The 16,574-nt window shown below is 43.8% G+C and carries 12 protein-coding genes; 6 read left to right on the top strand and 6 right to left on the bottom strand.

The window, feature by feature from the left end; all coding sequences use genetic code 11:
- Positions 1–64 precede the first annotated feature (64 nt).
- Positions 65–1,582, top strand: a complete 1,518-nt coding sequence (gene gpmI / locus H8706_RS02765) for a 2,3-bisphosphoglycerate-independent phosphoglycerate mutase (protein WP_262431412.1) — start codon at positions 65–67, stop codon at positions 1,580–1,582.
- Positions 1,583–1,646: 64 nt separating this feature from the next.
- On the opposite strand, the gene H8706_RS02760 is transcribed toward gpmI, so the two are convergent.
- From H8706_RS02760 to asnA, 6 genes are all read right to left on the bottom strand, one after another.
- Positions 1,647–2,318: a dTMP kinase gene (locus H8706_RS02760; RefSeq protein ID WP_262431411.1), complete on the bottom strand. Its 672-nt coding sequence runs from the start codon at positions 2,316–2,318 to the stop codon at positions 1,647–1,649.
- Complete coding sequence (locus tag H8706_RS02755) at positions 2,319–3,053, bottom strand: WecB/TagA/CpsF family glycosyltransferase (protein ID WP_178348569.1); 735 nt, start codon at positions 3,051–3,053, stop codon at positions 2,319–2,321.
- A gap of 76 nt (positions 3,054–3,129) precedes the next feature.
- Entirely contained in the window at positions 3,130–4,464 is a 1,335-nt protein-coding gene (locus tag H8706_RS02750; protein WP_262431410.1) for a glucosyltransferase domain-containing protein, read from the bottom strand.
- Positions 4,445–5,170, bottom strand: a complete 726-nt coding sequence (locus tag H8706_RS02745) for a glycosyltransferase (protein WP_178348571.1) — start codon at positions 5,168–5,170, stop codon at positions 4,445–4,447. Before H8706_RS02745 ends, H8706_RS02750 begins: the two co-directional genes overlap by 20 nt.
- A 120-nt stretch (positions 5,171–5,290) precedes the next feature.
- Positions 5,291–7,381, bottom strand: coding sequence for a glutamine synthetase III family protein (locus tag H8706_RS02740; RefSeq protein WP_262431409.1), 2,091 nt, complete (start codon positions 7,379–7,381; stop codon positions 5,291–5,293).
- Positions 7,382–7,399: 18 nt separating this feature from the next.
- Positions 7,400–8,407 (bottom strand): aspartate--ammonia ligase, encoded by a 1,008-nt coding sequence (gene asnA, locus H8706_RS02735; RefSeq protein WP_262431408.1) that lies wholly within the window; start codon positions 8,405–8,407, stop codon positions 7,400–7,402.
- A 298-nt stretch (positions 8,408–8,705) separates the two neighbouring features.
- Between asnA and H8706_RS02730 the strand changes: the two genes are divergently transcribed.
- The 5 genes from H8706_RS02730 (at position 8,706) to hpf (ending at position 16,502) form a co-directional block, all read left to right on the top strand.
- Complete coding sequence (locus H8706_RS02730) at positions 8,706–9,767, top strand: carbamoyl phosphate synthase small subunit (protein WP_262431407.1); 1,062 nt, start codon at positions 8,706–8,708, stop codon at positions 9,765–9,767.
- Positions 9,767–13,807: a carbamoyl-phosphate synthase large subunit gene (gene carB, locus H8706_RS02725; RefSeq protein WP_262431406.1), complete on the top strand. Its 4,041-nt coding sequence runs from the start codon at positions 9,767–9,769 to the stop codon at positions 13,805–13,807. The genes H8706_RS02730 and carB overlap by 1 nt, the downstream gene beginning before the upstream one ends.
- A 15-nt stretch (positions 13,808–13,822) precedes the next feature.
- Positions 13,823–15,004 carry an LL-diaminopimelate aminotransferase gene (locus H8706_RS02720; RefSeq protein WP_262431405.1) on the top strand — a complete coding sequence of 394 codons (1,182 nt, stop codon included), beginning with the start codon at positions 13,823–13,825 and terminating at the stop codon, positions 15,002–15,004.
- A 16-nt stretch (positions 15,005–15,020) separates the two neighbouring features.
- A complete protein-coding gene (locus H8706_RS02715; RefSeq protein ID WP_178348577.1) occupies positions 15,021–15,791 on the top strand; it encodes an NAD(P)-binding domain-containing protein in 771 nt (256 codons plus the stop codon).
- Between the two features lie 192 nt (positions 15,792–15,983).
- Positions 15,984–16,502 carry a ribosome hibernation-promoting factor, HPF/YfiA family gene (gene hpf, locus H8706_RS02710; RefSeq protein WP_262431404.1) on the top strand — a complete coding sequence of 173 codons (519 nt, stop codon included), beginning with the start codon at positions 15,984–15,986 and terminating at the stop codon, positions 16,500–16,502.
- Positions 16,503–16,574: the final 72 nt, after the last annotated feature.

Raw genomic sequence — 16,574 nt, 5'->3', positions numbered from 1 at the left:
ATATTTTAAACTAAATATACGGTCACATTTTTAACAATACTTTTTTAGAAAGGCAATGATTTTTATGTCAAAAAAACCGATTGTTTTAACAATACTTGACGGCTACGGTATAAATAAAAACCACAAGGGCAATGCGGTTTACGAAGCAAAAACGCCCAATATGGACAATTTTATGAAAAACTATCCCAACAACGTTATCCACGCGAGCGGTCTTGACGTCGGACTTCCCGACGGTCAGATGGGAAACAGTGAAGTCGGTCATACAAATATCGGCGCCGGCAGAATTGTTTATCAGGAACTTACAAGAATTACAAAAGAAATTGAGGACAGAACGTTTTTTGAGAACGATGCTTTCAAAAAAGCGGTTGAAAACTGCAAAGAAAACGGCTCGGCTCTCCATCTTCTCGGACTTTTGTCCGACGGCGGTGTTCACAGCCATATAAGACACCTTTTCGGTCTTTTGGAACTTGCTAAAATCAACGGACTTACCGATGTTTACGTTCACTGCTTCACCGACGGACGTGACGTTTCGCCCACGAGCGGTGTTGAATTTGTAAAAATGCTTGAGGACGAGATGAAAAAACTCGGCGTCGGCAAAATTGCAACGCTTATCGGAAGATATTACGCTATGGACCGCGACAACCGCTGGGAGAGGGTTGAACAGGCATACAACGCTATGGTTAAAGGCATCGGCGCAAAGGCAGACGACGCTGTTTCCGCTATGGAAAAGTCGTATGCAAACGACGTAACAGACGAATTTGTTGTTCCTACCGTTGTTTGCGAGGACGGCAAAATCAAAAAGAACGACTCGGTTATTTTCTTCAATTTCCGCCCCGACAGAGCGCGCGAAATTACAAGAACAATCGTTGACGAAGATTTTAACGGTTTTGCAAGAGAATATTTTAAAACATATTACGTTTGTATGACACAGTATGACGCGCTTATGCCCAACGTTGACGTTGCGTTTAAACCGCAGAAACTGGTTAATACTTACGGCGAATATATCAGCAAGCTTGGCAAAAAACAGCTTCGAATTGCCGAAACGGAAAAATATGCGCACGTTACATTTTTCTTTAACGGCGGTGTAGAGGCAACGTATGAGGGCGAGGACAGAATTCTGGTGCCGTCGCCGAAGGTTGCAACCTACGATTTGAAGCCCGAAATGAGCGCTTACGAGGTTTGCGATAAGGTTGTTGAGGCGATTGAAAGCGGTAAATACGACTCTGTAATTCTCAACTTTGCAAACTGCGATATGGTCGGTCATACCGGTGTTATGGAGGCTGCCGTAAAGGCGGTTGAGGCGGTTGATAAGTGTGTAGGAAAGGTTGCGGACGCGGTTAAGAAAATGGACGGCGTTATGCTTATCACAGCGGACCACGGCAATGCAGAGCAGATGATTGACCCTGCCGACGGTTCGGTATTTACGGCGCATACAACAAACGTTGTTCCGCTTGTTGTTATGGGCTGCGGAGATATTAAACTCAAAGAGGGCAGACTTGCGGATTTGACGCCGACAATGCTTGATATTGCAGACATTGAAAAACCTGCCGAAATGACGGGCGAAAGCTTGATTGTAAAATAGTAAATAAACAAAAATCGGGATTTTAAAATCCCGATTTTTTTATGTTCTGAAACGTTTTTGATTCTTATAAAACTTCCTTCGCCGTGTCCAGAATTTCGCCTGCAATATCGTCAATCGAACGCACTTTTTCGTCTTTTACGCACAAAATCTTGTGCCAGCCGAATTTATCTGCTACGTAATGCGCATTTTGGTATGAATGATTAAGATATTCCGTGTCCGACTCGTGAATGTCGAGCGTCTGCGAATTGTTTATCTTGTTCGGGCGGTTCGCCATAAGTATTTTTGCGTACGGCACGGGCATATCGAGGAAAATCGTAAGGTCGGGTTTCGGCAGTCCGAGCTTGTTATACTCAAAATCAGACACCCAGTCGAGAAATTTGTCCTTTTCCGCTTTGTCCGAAATTTTTGCCGCCTGGTGAATAAAATTCGACGTTGTGTATCTGTCGGCAAGCACGATTTTGCCGTCGTCAAGGCTCTTTTTCCAGTTCGTGAGGTATGACGCAACTCTGTCCACCGCAAAAAATGCCGACGCGGAATAGGGGTTCACATCTTCGGCATTTTTACCGAATTCACCGCCGAGATACATCTTTACCAAAGCCGAAGAATTACTTTTGTAATCGGGAAATTCAACGCTTTGAACATCATAGCCGATGCTTTTTAAATTTTCGAGAAGCTTTTTTGCCTGCGTTGCCTTTCCGCTGGAGTCCACGCCCTCGATAACCAGCAGTTTACCCATTTATTTCGCCCTCTTTCCTTTTAAAATAACCGTAACCGCGAACTTCGGCAAGTCCATCATTCTGCCTATTCGCCACGGCTCTTTGCAAAGACGGTAAAACCATTCCATATTAAGCTTTTGGAAAATTTCGGGCGCACGCTTTGCCTCGCCGGCGATAACGTCAAGACTTCCGCCGAGTCCCATCATAACTTTAACGTTGAGCTTGCCTTTGTGCTCGTAAATCCACTTTTCCTGCTTGGGAAAACCAAGACAAACGAACAGAACGTCGGGGCTTTTTTCGTTTATGTCATCAATAATTTTTTTCTCTTTTTCTGCGTTAAAATATCCGTCCGCACAGCCCGATATAACAATATTCGGGTGCATTTTTTTAATTTTTTCCGCCGCACGGTCGGCAACACCGGGTTTCGAGCCGAAAAGATAAAGACTTTTTTTGCCGTCGTTCATTTTTTTGAGAAGTTCCATAGCGGTGTCAAAGCCTGCGGCGCGTTCCGTTATGGGATTTTTCAGTATTTTTGACGCATAAACAACGCCTATTCCGTCAGCGGTGAGAATATCCGCGGAATTAAGTATTTTTTTAAAGTTTTCGTCGCGGTGCGCCGCCATAATAATTTCGGAATTGGGTGTAAAAACGCAGTGATGACCGCCGTCCTCCAAAAAAGAATATATTTTTTCGCTCGCATCTTTGATGCCGAGCTTGTCTATATTAACGCCGAGAATGTCAACCTTGTTATCCATAATTTTCTCCTTAAAAAACATTATACACTACTATTATATTTTAAAATCGGCGCAATGTAAATAGGAATTTGAAAATTTATCTATATTTTTTAATTTCGAGGTTACCGTCAATATAAATTTTTTCATAATTCTGCGTTGCAAGGCTTTCGTTTTCAATCGGAATAATGCGTTTTATATTTTTGTTGTGCGAATATGCCCTTACCGCGCCGGTGAGCGACCAGTCGGCTTGCGTAACGTTTAAAATATGCTCGGCAAACGGCGCGTTTATGTTGTTATACATACGCTTTGCCCCGATAAGATAATACATTTTGTTATCCTCGATAAGATGAGAGTTTATAATGTTTTCGCAAATTGTTTTGTCGGTTTCGTATACTGATTTATATTCAAAAAATTCACTTGCCGAGCCGGCGAGAAAGAGGCTTAAAACAAGTGCGGAAACGGTGTTTGCGGTGCGCTTTGAAAGGGTGATGTTATCCAGAAAAATGCCGAGCGCCGTTACGGAGAAAAAAGTGCTTCGCAGTGAGAGATATGAATTTTTGAGAATAAAATGCGGCAGGAGCGGACATACAAAAACAAGCAATGCGCAGATAATTCCGCTAAAGCTTTTGTTTTGATTTTCTTTGCGAAATTTGTGTAAAACAAATATTGAAACAGCAAAAATAATTATTGACAAAATTAAATATTTTGACTTAAAAATCATCTTCGGGAGAACCGAAAAAAATATTTCCGCAAGTGATTTTATGTGCGGAAATATTTTAAATCCGATTTCCGCACGTGCGGAAAAACGGTCGAACGGCGCACAGATTATGTAATATCCGCCCGTCAAAACGATGTTTAAAATCGGTATTGCGGTAAGCTTTTTATTTTTGAAAAACAGAAAAAATACGGTTGTTACACACGAAAAAATAAGTGCCTGTTCATAGAAAAGATATGACAAAAGATTAAAAAACCAAAATGCAAAAATCCCGATTTTCCGCTTTGAAAAGGTGATTATATAGAGCGACAACGTGCAGAAAAACAAACCCGTTACAATGCGCGACGAAGCGGAAAGCCAATAAACCGCCTCAAGATTAAGCGGACAAAAAAGCATAAAAGCACCGCTGAAAATACCTATGGTTATATTTACGGTTTTAAAAACCTCTTTCAGCATAAACAGTGAAAAAACAAGCATAACGGTAATAATGATTACCGAAACGGGCATCTTGAAATTTTGCCATACGAACAAATCAAAAATTGCTGCGGCGGGACGTTTGTAAATTGTACCGACGGTAAAGAGAATATATTTTTTTGTGTAAAGCGAATATGCACTGTACTGAATATGGTCGTCGAGAATGGGGAAGTATCCGAATATAAGATTTTTTAAAATCAGCAAAAACGAAAGCGGTAAAATTTTATAAATGTGTTTTTTCATTTAAAAACTCGTCCTCAAAATCTGCATTTTTAAAGGCATTGCGCAAAACAACCTTTACAACGTCGCGTATCATAAAAATCGGGTCGCGAATGATGCGGACGGTGCTTTTTTCGGTTTTTTGCATAGTTACGGGAATTTCGGAAATTTTAAATCCAAAGCGGTGTGCAAGATACAAAATTTCAAAATCAAAGGCAAAACCGTTTGTTTTAACGTGCGGAAAAATCGCCCTTGCCGCCGATTTTGAAAAGCATTTCATACCGCACTGAACGTCGGCAATTTTGCCGAGAAACGGCGCGGTGACGATGTCGAACGTCTGTGAAAAAAGACGTCTTAACGGCGAATATCCGACGCGCGATACATCACGCCTGCCGATGGAAATATCGGAATTTACAAGGCTTTGCACCATATTTTTTATTTTTTCCGCGCCGTAACAAAGGTCGGCGTCGGTAAAGATAACCGCGTCGCCTGTCGATATTTGAGCGCCTTTTTTCACCGCGTAACCCTTGCCGTGATTTGTTTGCAGATTTACAAATTTAATGCCCGAAATGCTTTTAAGAATTTCGGCGCTTTTGTCACTGCTCCCGTCGTTTACCGCGATAATTTCGTAAAATTCAAAATTTTTGGCAAGGTAATTTTTCAGCGTGCAAACGGTGCTTTCTATCACTTTTTCCTCGTTGTAAACGGGCAGAACAACCGAAATTTTCATAAAAAATCTTCCTTTAAATGTGTCTTAAAAAAACATCTTTAAAGAAAGTATTTACATAAAATTTTCGATTATACAAAAAGGAGCAAAAGTCTTTTGCACTTTTGCTCCGTAAAATTTTTATCAAACACCGAAAAGGAGTTTTACATATGTCGGGAACGGCCAGTATTTTTCAGCCGTCAGAGTTTCGGCGGTGTCTGCCGCCGCGCGCAGAAGCTTCATTTCGGAAAGAACGTTTTCAAGATAAAATCTTGCGTTTTCGTTTATGTCCGAAATGTCTTTCGCTTTATAGAGCGCATTTTCGATTTTTTCGGCGTGTTCAAGACAGCCGTCGCTCAATTTTGAAAGACTTTCGATAAGCCTTTCCTCCGCTTTAAACGCCGCGCCCTTAACAGCGTTTTTCTTTGCGGTAAGCGCGTTCGCAAGCACGAGTGTGTATTCCGAAATAGCCGGAATTATGTCTTTCATGGTCATATCGAGCATCGTCAGCGCCTCGATATTTATAACCTTTGAATAGTTTTCCATAAGAATATCACGGCGCGACGCAAGTTCGGTTTCGTTGAAAATGTGATGTTTTGTGAAAAGTTCAACGTTCTTTTTGTCGGTAAAATGCGGAATTGCGTCAACCGAGGTTTTGAGGTTTAAAAGACCGCGCGCCTCCGCCTCTTTCACCCATTCGTCCGAATAGTTGTTGCCGTTGAAAATTATTCTCTTGTGCTTTTTAACGGTATCTTTTATAAGCTTGTCAACCGCTTTGTCAAAGTCTTTCGCGACCTCAAGTTCGTTTGCAAACTGCTCCAGCGCATCCGCAACGATTGTGTTCAAAACAATGTTGGGGTCGGCGATTGAGAATGACGAACCGAGCGAACGGAATTCAAACTTGTTTCCCGTAAACGCGAACGGACTTGTGCGGTTGCGGTCGGTGGTGTCTTTCGAGAAATTCGGCAGAACGTCAACGCCGATTTCAAGCTTAACTTTCTTTTTCTGTTCATAATCTGTTCCCGTTTCGATAGATTCCAAAATTTCGGTAAGTTCGTCGCCGAGGAAGATTGACATAATTGCCGGAGGTGCTTCGTTTGCGCCCAGACGGTGGTCGTTGCCCGCGCTTGCAACCGAAATTCTCAAAAGATCCTGATAGTCGTCAACCGCTTTGATAACCGCGGAGAGAAACAGCAAAAATCTCTTGTTTTCATACGGACGTTTGCCCGGATCCAAAAGATTTGCGCCGTCTTTAACCGAGAGCGACCAGTTGTTGTGCTTACCGCTTCCGTTTACGCCGTCGAACGGCTTTTCGTGCAAAAGGCACACAAGACCGTGACGCTCGGCAACCTTTTTCATAATCTCCATAGTGAGCTGATTGTGGTCGGTTGCAATGTTCGTCGTCGAGAAAACGGGCGCAAGTTCGTGCTGTGCCGGCGCAACCTCGTTGTGCTTGGTTTTTGAGAAAACGCCGAGTTTCCAAAGTTCTTCGTCCAGTTCTTTCATATATTCCGAGACACGCGTTTTAATTGTGCCGAAGTAGTGGTCGTCAAGCTCCTGACCTTTCGGAGGCATTGCACCGAAAAGCGTTCTGCCCGTAAGCTTTAAATCCTCGCGCATATCAAAATATTTTTTGTCAACGAGGAAATATTCCTGCTCCGCGCCGACGGTGGTTACAACCTTTTTGGATATATCGTCGCCGAAAAGCCTTAAAATACGGAGTGACTGCGCGTTGATAAGTTCCATTGAACGCAGAAGGGGCGTTTTTTTGTCCAGCGCCTCACCGCTGTACGAACAAAACGCGGTGGGTATGCAAAGCGAACCGTCCTTTATAAAAGCGTAGGAGGTCGGATCCCACGCGGTGTATCCGCGCGCCTCAAAGGTTGCCCTTATACCGCCCGACGGGAAAGATGACGCGTCAGGCTCGCCCTTTATAAGCTCCTTGCCCGAAAATTCCATTATAACGTGCGCGTCGTCGGTGGGAGATATAAAGCTGTCGTGCTTTTCCGCTGTAATGCCCGTCATAGGCTGAAACCAGTGCGTAAAATGCGTCGCGCCTTTTTCAATCGCCCAGTCTTTCATCGCATTTGCAACGATATTTGCAACGTGAATGTCGAGCGGCTCGCCGTCGTTGATTGTCTTTTTTAAAGCTTTGTACGTTTCTTTCGGTAATTTTTCACGCATTACCGTATTGTTAAATACATAACTGCCGAAAATTTCGGATACGCTGCTCATTGGTTAACCTCCGTAAAATTATAGTAATTCAATGCCTGCATTTCTGCATTTTTCTTTCGTTTCATCATCCCAGATGGAAACCTGAACTTCGCCGATATGCGCCTTTGACAAAAGGAGCATACACAGCCTCGACTGTCCTATTCCGCCTCCCATTGTGAGAGGATATGTGCCATTTAAGAGCATTTTGTGAAATTCAAGATTTCGTCTGTCGTCACAGCCTGCTTTTGTAAGCTGTTCGTCGAGCGATTTTGCGTCGACGCGTATGCCCATTGACGACACCTCAAACGCACGGTCTAAAAGTTCGTTATAGAAAAGAATGTCGCCGTTTAATTTCCAGTCGTCGTAGTCTGGTGCTCTGCCGTCGTGCTTTTCGCCCGATTTTAATTTGTCGCCGATTTGCATAATGAATGCGGTTTTATTCTCTTTAAGATAGGTGTTTTCGCGCTCTTTCGGGGTAAGGTCGGGATACATATCTTCAAGCTCCTGCGTTGTGACAAAGCTTACCTCGCGCGAAAGATTTGTTTTTATTGCGGGATATTTCGCCTTGACCGCGTCGAGCGTGTTGCGGATTGCTTTTACAATAGCTTTAACGGTGGTTTTAAGATATTCAATATTTCTTGTTTCCGCGTCGATAATTTTTTCCCAGTCCCACTGGTCAACGTATATCGAGTGGAGATTTGTCATTTCTTCATCGCGCCTTATGGCGTTCATATTTGTGTAAAGTCCCTCGCCGACGGAAAAACCGTATTTGTATAATGCGGCTCTTTTCCATTTTGCAAGCGAATGAACTATCTGTGCCTCGGTTCCCGTTTCGGCAATGTCAAACGTTACGGGGCGTTCGACGCCGTTCAAATCGTCGTTAAGACCTGTTTTGCCGTCTACGAAAAGCGGTGCGGAAACTCTTATGAGGTTGAGCGATTTTGAAATTTCATTTTCAAAATTACGCTTTACAAGCTCAATCGCGCCCTGCGTCTGATAGGCGCTCAAATTGCTTTTATATCCTTTCGGAATTATTACCTTGCTCATAAATTTTGCTCCTTAATGTTTTGTATGTCAAAAATAAATACAACTTTTATTATATAATAAAGCACATAAATTTGCAACATAAATATTGTAAATAATTCTTTTTTGTGAATAATTTGCAAAAACGGCATACCAAAGCACATACAGTATGTACGGCAAAATAAAAATATACACATTTTTATGCAAAATATACTTTGAATTTGAATAATTATACAAAAATTAAAAATTTATTGCACAAAACTATTGATTATATTTTGCTTTAATGATAAAATATAATCAATATACTGTGGGAGGCTTTTGAATGAACGATATTATGTACTTAATTCTTGCGAACGGCACTGTTTTTGAAGGCAAAAGCTTTGGAGCTGACAAAGAGGTTGTCGGCGAGGTTGTTTTTACAACCGCAATGACGGGTTATATTGAAACGCTTACCGACCCGAGTTATTTCGGACAAATTGTTGTTCAAACATTTCCGCTTATCGGAAATTACGGCATTATAAGTGCCGATTTTGAAAGTAAAAAGCCTTGTTTAAAGGCATATATAGTGCGTGAATGGTGCCGGGAGCCTTCTAATTTCAGATGTGAAGGTAATCTTGGCATTTTTTTAAAGGAAAACGGTATTCCGGGCATTTGCGGAATTGACACGCGCCGTCTTACGAAAATTGTGCGCGAGGCAGGCGTTATGAACGGTATGATTGCAAAAAAAATCCCCGGCGATTTTGAGGTTATCAAAAAATATTCGGTAACGGATGCGGTTAAAAGCGTCACCGCCGACAAAACCGAGGTTTTGGAGGGAAACGGCAAAAACGTTGTTCTTATGGACTTCGGCGCAAAGAAAAACATAGCGCGCTCGCTTAACAAAAGAGGGTGCAATGTTATAACCGTTCCGTCGTACACAACGGCGGACGAAATAATGAAGCTCAATCCCGACGGCGTTATGCTGTCCAACGGACCGGGCGACCCGAAAGAAAACGTTGAAATTATTGAGGAAATAAAAAAGCTTTGTGCGAAAAAAATTCCGCTTTTCGGCATTTGCCTCGGTCATCAGCTACTCGCGCTGTCGCAGGGGGCGGACACGGTTAAGCTTAAATACGGTCACAGGGGAGCAAATCAGCCGGTTGTTTATAAGGACGGCAGAGTGTTTATATCAAGCCAAAACCACGGTTATGCGGTGTGCGGAGAAACACTTCCCGGCGGTGCGGAGGAAAGCTTTAAAAATGCTAACGACAACACCAACGAGGGCATTGAATACAGCTATATGCCTGCGTTTTCGGTGCAGTTTCACCCCGAGGCGGCAGCAGGTCCGCTTGACACCTCGTTTTTGTTCGATAAGTTTATTCAAATGATGGGAGGTAACAAATAATGCCGCTTAACAAAGAATTGAAAAAAGTTTTGGTAATAGGTTCGGGTCCTATTGTGATAGGTCAGGCAGCGGAATTTGACTACGCCGGAACACAGGCGTGCCGTGCGCTCAAAGAGGAGGGGCTGGAGGTTGTTCTGGTAAACTCCAATCCTGCAACCATTATGACGGACAAGGCTATGGCGGACAAAATTTATATCGAACCGCTCACCATTACAACTCTTGAAAGAATTATTGAAAAAGAAAAACCCGACAGTCTTTTGTCCACCCTCGGCGGTCAGACGGGACTTACGCTCTCTATGCAGCTTGCAAAATCGGGATTTTTGGAGAAAAACAACGTTAAACTTTTGGGCGCAAATCCCGAAACGATAGATAAATCGGAGGACAGGAAGTTATTTAAAGACACGATGGAAAAAATCGGTCAGCCGTGTATTCCGTCGGTTGTTGCAAACGATTTGGACGGCGCGCTGAAATTTGCGGACGAAACAGGCTATCCGCTCATAATCCGTCCCGCGTTCACTCTCGGCGGTACGGGAGGCGGTATTGTAAACAACGAGGACGAGCTTATCGACATTGCGAAGAACGGACTTCGTTTGTCGCCCATTCATCAGATTTTGGTGGAAAAATGTATATCGGGCTGGAAAGAAATCGAATTTGAGGTTATGCGCGATATAAAGGGCAACGTTATAACGGTGTGCAGTATGGAAAACCTCGACCCGGTCGGCGTTCACACGGGTGACAGCATTGTTATTGCACCGGCGGTTACGCTTTCGGATAAAGAATATCAAATGCTCCGTTCGGCGGCGCTGGATATTATCTCCGAACTTAAAGTTGAGGGCGGCTGCAACTGCCAGTTTGCATTAAATCCCGACAGTTTTGAATATGCGGTAATTGAGGTTAACCCCAGGGTTTCGCGTTCGTCCGCGCTTGCGTCCAAGGCGACGGGATACCCCATTGCAAAGGTTGCCGCGAAAATTGCGATAGGATATAACCTTAACGAAATCAAAAACGCGGTTACGGGAACAACGTCGGCGTGCTTTGAGCCTGCGCTCGACTATGTTGTTGTAAAATTCCCGAAATGGCCGTTTGATAAATTTGTGTATGCTAAAAGAAATCTCGGCACGCAGATGAAAGCGACGGGAGAGGTTATGGCAATCGGCACAAGCTTTGAACAGGCTATGATGAAAGCGGTGCGCGGTGCGGAAATTTCACAGGACACATTAAACTACAAAAAGTTTATGAAAATGCCGGATAAAGAGGTTGAAGAAAACCTCAAAAACATCACCGACGAGAGAATTTTCTGCGTGTATGAGGCGTTAAAACGCGGTATCGCACCCGAGAAAATCCATGAAATAACCAAAATCGACAACTGGTTTTTATATAAGCTTTTAAACCTTGTCAATATGGACAATACGCTTAAAAAAGGAAACATCACGGACGAGCTTTACCTAAAAGCCAAGAAAATGGGCTATCTCGACCGCACGGTTGAAAGTTTTTCGGGCGAAAAGGTGAAAAATCCACTTTATGCGTCGTATAAAATGGTTGACACCTGCGCTGCGGAATTCGGTGCGGAAACGCCGTATTTCTATTCGACATTTGATGACGAAAACGAGGCGGCGGAGTTTATTGAGCAGAAAAACAGCGGCAAAAAGAAAATTATCGTTTTCGGCTCGGGTCCTATCAGAATAGGACAGGGAATTGAGTTCGACTATGCGTCGGTTCACTGCGTGTGGGCGCTCAAAGAAAAAGGTTATGAGGTTATAATTGTAAACAACAATCCCGAAACCGTTTCGACCGACTTTGACACCGCGGACAGACTTTATTTTGAACCGCTCTCCACCGAGGACGTTATGAGTATTATAAATACCGAAAAACCGTTCGGGGTGGTGGTTGCGTTCGGCGGTCAGACGGCGATTAAGCTTACAAATTATTTGAGCGAACACGGCGTTAACATCATCGGCACAAGCGCGGACAGCATTGATATGGCGGAGGACAGGGAACGTTTTGACGAGCTTTTGGAAAAGCTTAACATAAAACGTCCGACGGGACACACGGTTATGACAAAAGAGGAAGCGTTAAAATCGGCTGAACAAATCGGCTATCCCGTTCTTCTGCGTCCGTCATACGTGCTCGGCGGTCAGAATATGATTATCGCGCACAATGACGAAGACGTAAAAGAATATATGGATATAATTTTAAGCCAGAACATCGAAAACCCCGTGCTTATAGATAAATACCTTATGGGCACGGAGGTTGAAATCGACGCGATATGCGACGGCGAAGAAATTTTAATTCCCGGAATTATGGAGCATATCGAAAGGGCAGGTATCCACTCGGGCGACTCTATCGCGGTTTATCCCGCGTGGAGTTTGAGCGACGAAATCACAAAAAAAATTGTGGACTGCTCGCGCGCTTTGGCTGTGGGACTTAAAACGAAAGGTCTTGTAAATATTCAGTATCTTGTGTACGACGAGGAGCTTTATGTTATTGAAGTAAATCCGCGTTCGTCGCGAACAATACCGTATATCACAAAAGTTACGGGCGTTCCTATGGTTGATTTGGCAGTGAAAACAATGCTCGGCGAAAAGCTCAAAGACCTCGGTTACGGCACGGGATTATACAAAGAATCGGCATATTTTGCGGTTAAAGTGCCGGTGTTCTCGTTTGAAAAGCTTATAGACGTTGACACCCACCTCGGACCCGAAATGAAATCGACGGGCGAGGTTCTCGGTATTGCAAGCACGCTTGAAGAGGCGCTTTACAAAGGACTTGTCGCGGCAGGGTATAACCTCAACAAAAAAGGCGGTGTGTTTATCACCGTGCGCGACTCCGACAAGGGCGAGCTTATCGACATTTCAAAAGGTTTTAACGACCTCGGATATGAAATTTACGCAACAAAAGGAACTGCGAAGATTATCGAAAATATCGGCATAGACGTTAAAGTTGTGGACAAAATCCACGAGTCGGAAAACAACGCGATAAGCCTTATTGAAAGCGGAAAAGCGGCATATGTAATTTCCACGTCGTCAAAGGGCAGAATACCCTCGCGCGACAGTGTTAAAATAAGGCGCAAGGCGGTGGAAAGAAGCGTTCCGTGCCTCACCTCAATCGACACGGCAACGGCATTTTTAAACAGTATAAAAAGCCGTTTTTCGCAAGGTTCTACCGAACTTGTTGACATCAACAATATGAGGAGTGAGAGAATGAAACTCAAATTTACAAAAATGCACGGCTGCGGAAATGATTATATTTATTTCAACTGCTTTAATCAGACAATCACAAATCCCGAGGGCTTGAGCGTCAGCCTTTCGGACAGACACTTCGGCATTGGCGGTGACGGCGTTGTGCTCATCTGCCCGTCGGACGTTGCGGACGCAAAAATGCGTATGTTCAACCTTGACGGCAGTGAGGGCAAAATGTGCGGAAACGCGATAAGATGCGTCGGAAAGTATCTCTACGACAACAAAATCGTTGAAAAAAATCATCTTACAATAGAAACGCTGAGCGGAATTAAAAAGCTGGAGCTTAAAAAACAAAACGGCGAAGTGCAGTTTGTTACTGTTGATATGGGAAAAGCAGAGCTTGACCCGAAAAAAATCCCCGTAAGTCTTGACGGCGATAAGGTTGTGGACGTAAAAGTCGAAATCGGCGGACGAAAAGAAAACATCACCTGTGTGTCTATGGGAAATCCGCACTGCGTGGTGTTTTACGAAAACATCGACACGTTAAACCTTGAAGAAATCGGTCCGAAATTTGAAAATAACAAAATTTTCCCCGACAGGGTTAACACCGAATTTATAAAGGTTATCGACAGTCACACGCTTAAAATGCGCGTTTGGGAGCGCGGAAGCGGCGAAACGTGGGCGTGCGGAACGGGCGCCTGCGCAGCGGCGGTTGCGGCAGTTGAAAACGGATACTGCAAAAAGGGCGACGACATCACAATAAAGCTTATCGGCGGCGACCTCGTGATAAAATATACCGACGGCGGCGTTTTTATGACGGGCGGTGCAAGCAAGGTGTTTGACGGAGAAATTGAGATATAAGGAGCGCGCATATATATGAAAATCAACAAAAATTATGCAAACGTTGCGGAAAGCTACCTTTTTTCCGACATTGCAAAAAGAGTTGAAAATTTTACAAAAAACAATCCCGATAAAAAGGTTATAAAAATGGGTATCGGCGACGTTACGCTTCCGCTTTGCGATGCTGTTATCAAAAAAATGCACTCGGCGGTTGACGAAATGAGCAAAAAGGAAACGTTCAAAGGCTACGGCCCCGAACAGGGCTATGCCTTTTTGCGCAATTCCATAAAGGACTATTACAAATCGCACAATGTTGAACTGGATGAAAACGAAATTTTCGTAAGCGACGGCGCAAAAAGTGACCTCGGAAACATTCTCGATTTGTTTGACAAGGACAATGTTTGCCTTGTGCCCGACCCGGTTTATCCCGTTTATGTTGACACAAACGTTATGACAGGGAGAAAAATCGTGTTTATGAACGCGAACGAGGACAACGGATTTTTGCCTTTGCCCGACAAAAACGTGAAATGCGATATTATTTATATCTGTTCGCCGAACAATCCCACCGGCGCGGTTTACAACTATGAACAGCTCAAAATGTGGGTTGACTATGCGCTCGAAGTCGGCGCGGTTATCCTGTTTGACAGCGCTTATGAGGCATTTGTGGAGGACGATTTGCCGAGAAGTATTTTCGAGATAGACGGTGCCAAAAAATGCGCGGTTGAATTTTGTTCGTTCTCGAAAACTGCGGGATTTACCGGCACAAGATGCGGATATACCGTCGTTCCGAAAACGCTTGAATTTGACGGAATGAACCTCAACAAAATGTGGCTCCGCCGTCAGACGACCAAATTCAACGGCGTGCCGTATATCGTTCAGGCAGGTGCAAGTGCGGTGTTTACCAAAGAAGGTCAGGCGCAGATTAAAGAGGCGCTTTCGTATTACAAAGAAAACGCGCGCGTTATGGCAAAAACGCTTGAAGATATGGGAATTTGGTTTACCGGCGGTAAAAACTCACCGTATATCTGGCTTAAATGCCCCAACAATATGAAGTCGTGGGATTTCTTTGACCTGCTTTTGGAAAAGGCGAACGTTGTCGGCACTCCCGGTGCGGGATTCGGCAAAAACGGCGAGGGTTTCTTCCGTCTTACCGCTTTCGGCGATAAGGAAAACACCAAAACAGCAATGGAAAGAATTAAAAGTATTTCGTTTTCGTAAAGGAGATTTTTTAACGTTGAAAGTATCGGTTGTCGGAGATATAAAAATGGGCGTGTGCTTTGCGCGTCTTTTGAAAAGGAAAGGTTTCGACGTTGTTGCATTTTACAGTGACAGTATCGAAACAAGCGTAAAATACGCCGTTGCGGTTTCATGCAAGGCATATCTTGATTTGGAACGCGCTGTGTCCGAAAGCGAGCTTATTATCCTCGCGGTAAACGACCGTGTGCTCAAACGGACTATGCGTAAAATCGCGGCATACAAGCCGTCGGGCAAAATTTTCTGCGCGCTCACCGCTGCGGAAACGTCCGACACCGTGAGCATCGGCGGAAATAACACGTATTTTACCGCATTTATTCCGAAATATGCCGATGATAACGGCGATTATTCCGACATTTCCGAGGCGCCTTTATTCTTTGAGGGCTTCGGCGAGCTGTATCACGATTTTTACGACGAGCTTTATATGCGCGGAGTCAATGCTAAATTTATCGACAAAACGCAAAAATACGGCTGTGCTCTCGCGGCGGCGCTTACCTCCGATTTTGTCGGTATGCTTTGTTCTATTGCGTGCGATGTATCGCAAAAGGTGAACACGGGCGACGGCTGGGTTAAGGATTTTGCCGCGGAATCGGCATACAAAGCGCTTGTGAGCGGAACAAGGAGCGAAGTGTTTAATGTGAATATGAAAAAGGCGCTTTCCGAGATTTCGTGCCTTGATGCCGACACGGTTCACAAGCTGAAAAGCACGATAAAAGTGCTTGAAGTGATGAGTGTTAGCTATTTTAACTAAAAATTGTGTGAAAATTTATGTTTATTCTTGACAATTTGACGGAAAAGTTGTATCATTAAATCAAGAAAAGGTTTTTATGAAAACCGAGCACATTTGGTGCAATCCGTCAAACCTAAACGGGTTTTCCGCGTGAGAAATTTTTGTGAAAACGGTTTTTGCACCGAAAGTTTTACACACAAAGGAGATGTTTTTATGAAAATTAAAATTGTTGCAAGAAAAATGGAACTCACACCGGCTATTGAAAGCTATGTTGAGAAAAAAATAAGCAAGCTCGGAAAGTTTTTTGCCGAGGACGTTGACGCAACGGTTACTTTGTCGGCGCAGAAAGGCAACCACATTGCCGAGCTTACCATATATTACGGCGGAATGGTTTTCCGATGCGAGGAACGCTGTGACGATTTGTACCGCTCGATTGATATTATCGAAGATTTGATGGAGCGCCAGATAAGAAAGCACAAAACGAAACTCGAAAAGAGGCTCAAAAAGGCGGTTGTTGTGCCTGAGGACGCGAAGGGTGCCGATGAGGAAAAAGAATTTAAGATTGTTAAAACAAAAAAATATTCCAAAAAGCCTATGAGCGCCGAAGAAGCTATTTTGCAGATGAATATGCTCGGACATAATTTTTACATTTTTGATAATTCCGAGGAGGGCGCAGTTGCAGTGGTTTACAAACGAAACGACGGCAACTACGGTTTGATTGAACTTGAATAGTGCTTTTTAAATTTAAAAAGTGTTTACGGGGGCGGATTTTCCGTCCCTTTTTTATGCCTTTTTGTTGACAAA

It is taken from the genome of Qingrenia yutianensis, assembly GCF_014385105.1.
In the GTDB taxonomy this organism is placed as follows: domain Bacteria; phylum Bacillota; class Clostridia; order UMGS1810; family UMGS1810; genus Qingrenia; species Qingrenia yutianensis.
This window is presented reverse-complemented; position numbering and strand designations above follow the sequence as displayed.

What these genes read in the sequence shown, in the direction of transcription:
- H8706_RS02750 (WP_262431410.1), bottom strand. Translation starts at nt 4,464, where the DNA reads ATGAAAAAACACATTTATAAAATTTTACCGCTTTCGTTTTTGCTGATT.
- H8706_RS02720 (WP_262431405.1), top strand. Translation starts at nt 13,823, where the DNA reads ATGAAAATCAACAAAAATTATGCAAACGTTGCGGAAAGCTACCTTTTT.
- gpmI (WP_262431412.1), top strand. Translation starts at nt 65, where the DNA reads ATGTCAAAAAAACCGATTGTTTTAACAATACTTGACGGCTACGGTATA.
- hpf (WP_262431404.1), top strand. Translation starts at nt 15,984, where the DNA reads ATGAAAATTAAAATTGTTGCAAGAAAAATGGAACTCACACCGGCTATT.
- asnA (WP_262431408.1), bottom strand. Translation starts at nt 8,407, where the DNA reads ATGAGCAAGGTAATAATTCCGAAAGGATATAAAAGCAATTTGAGCGCC.
- H8706_RS02740 (WP_262431409.1), bottom strand. Translation starts at nt 7,381, where the DNA reads ATGAGCAGCGTATCCGAAATTTTCGGCAGTTATGTATTTAACAATACG.
- carB (WP_262431406.1), top strand. Translation starts at nt 9,767, where the DNA reads ATGCCGCTTAACAAAGAATTGAAAAAAGTTTTGGTAATAGGTTCGGGT.
- H8706_RS02755 (WP_178348569.1), bottom strand. Translation starts at nt 3,053, where the DNA reads ATGGATAACAAGGTTGACATTCTCGGCGTTAATATAGACAAGCTCGGC.
- H8706_RS02745 (WP_178348571.1), bottom strand. Translation starts at nt 5,170, where the DNA reads ATGAAAATTTCGGTTGTTCTGCCCGTTTACAACGAGGAAAAAGTGATA.
- H8706_RS02760 (WP_262431411.1), bottom strand. Translation starts at nt 2,318, where the DNA reads ATGGGTAAACTGCTGGTTATCGAGGGCGTGGACTCCAGCGGAAAGGCA.
- H8706_RS02730 (WP_262431407.1), top strand. Translation starts at nt 8,706, where the DNA reads ATGAACGATATTATGTACTTAATTCTTGCGAACGGCACTGTTTTTGAA.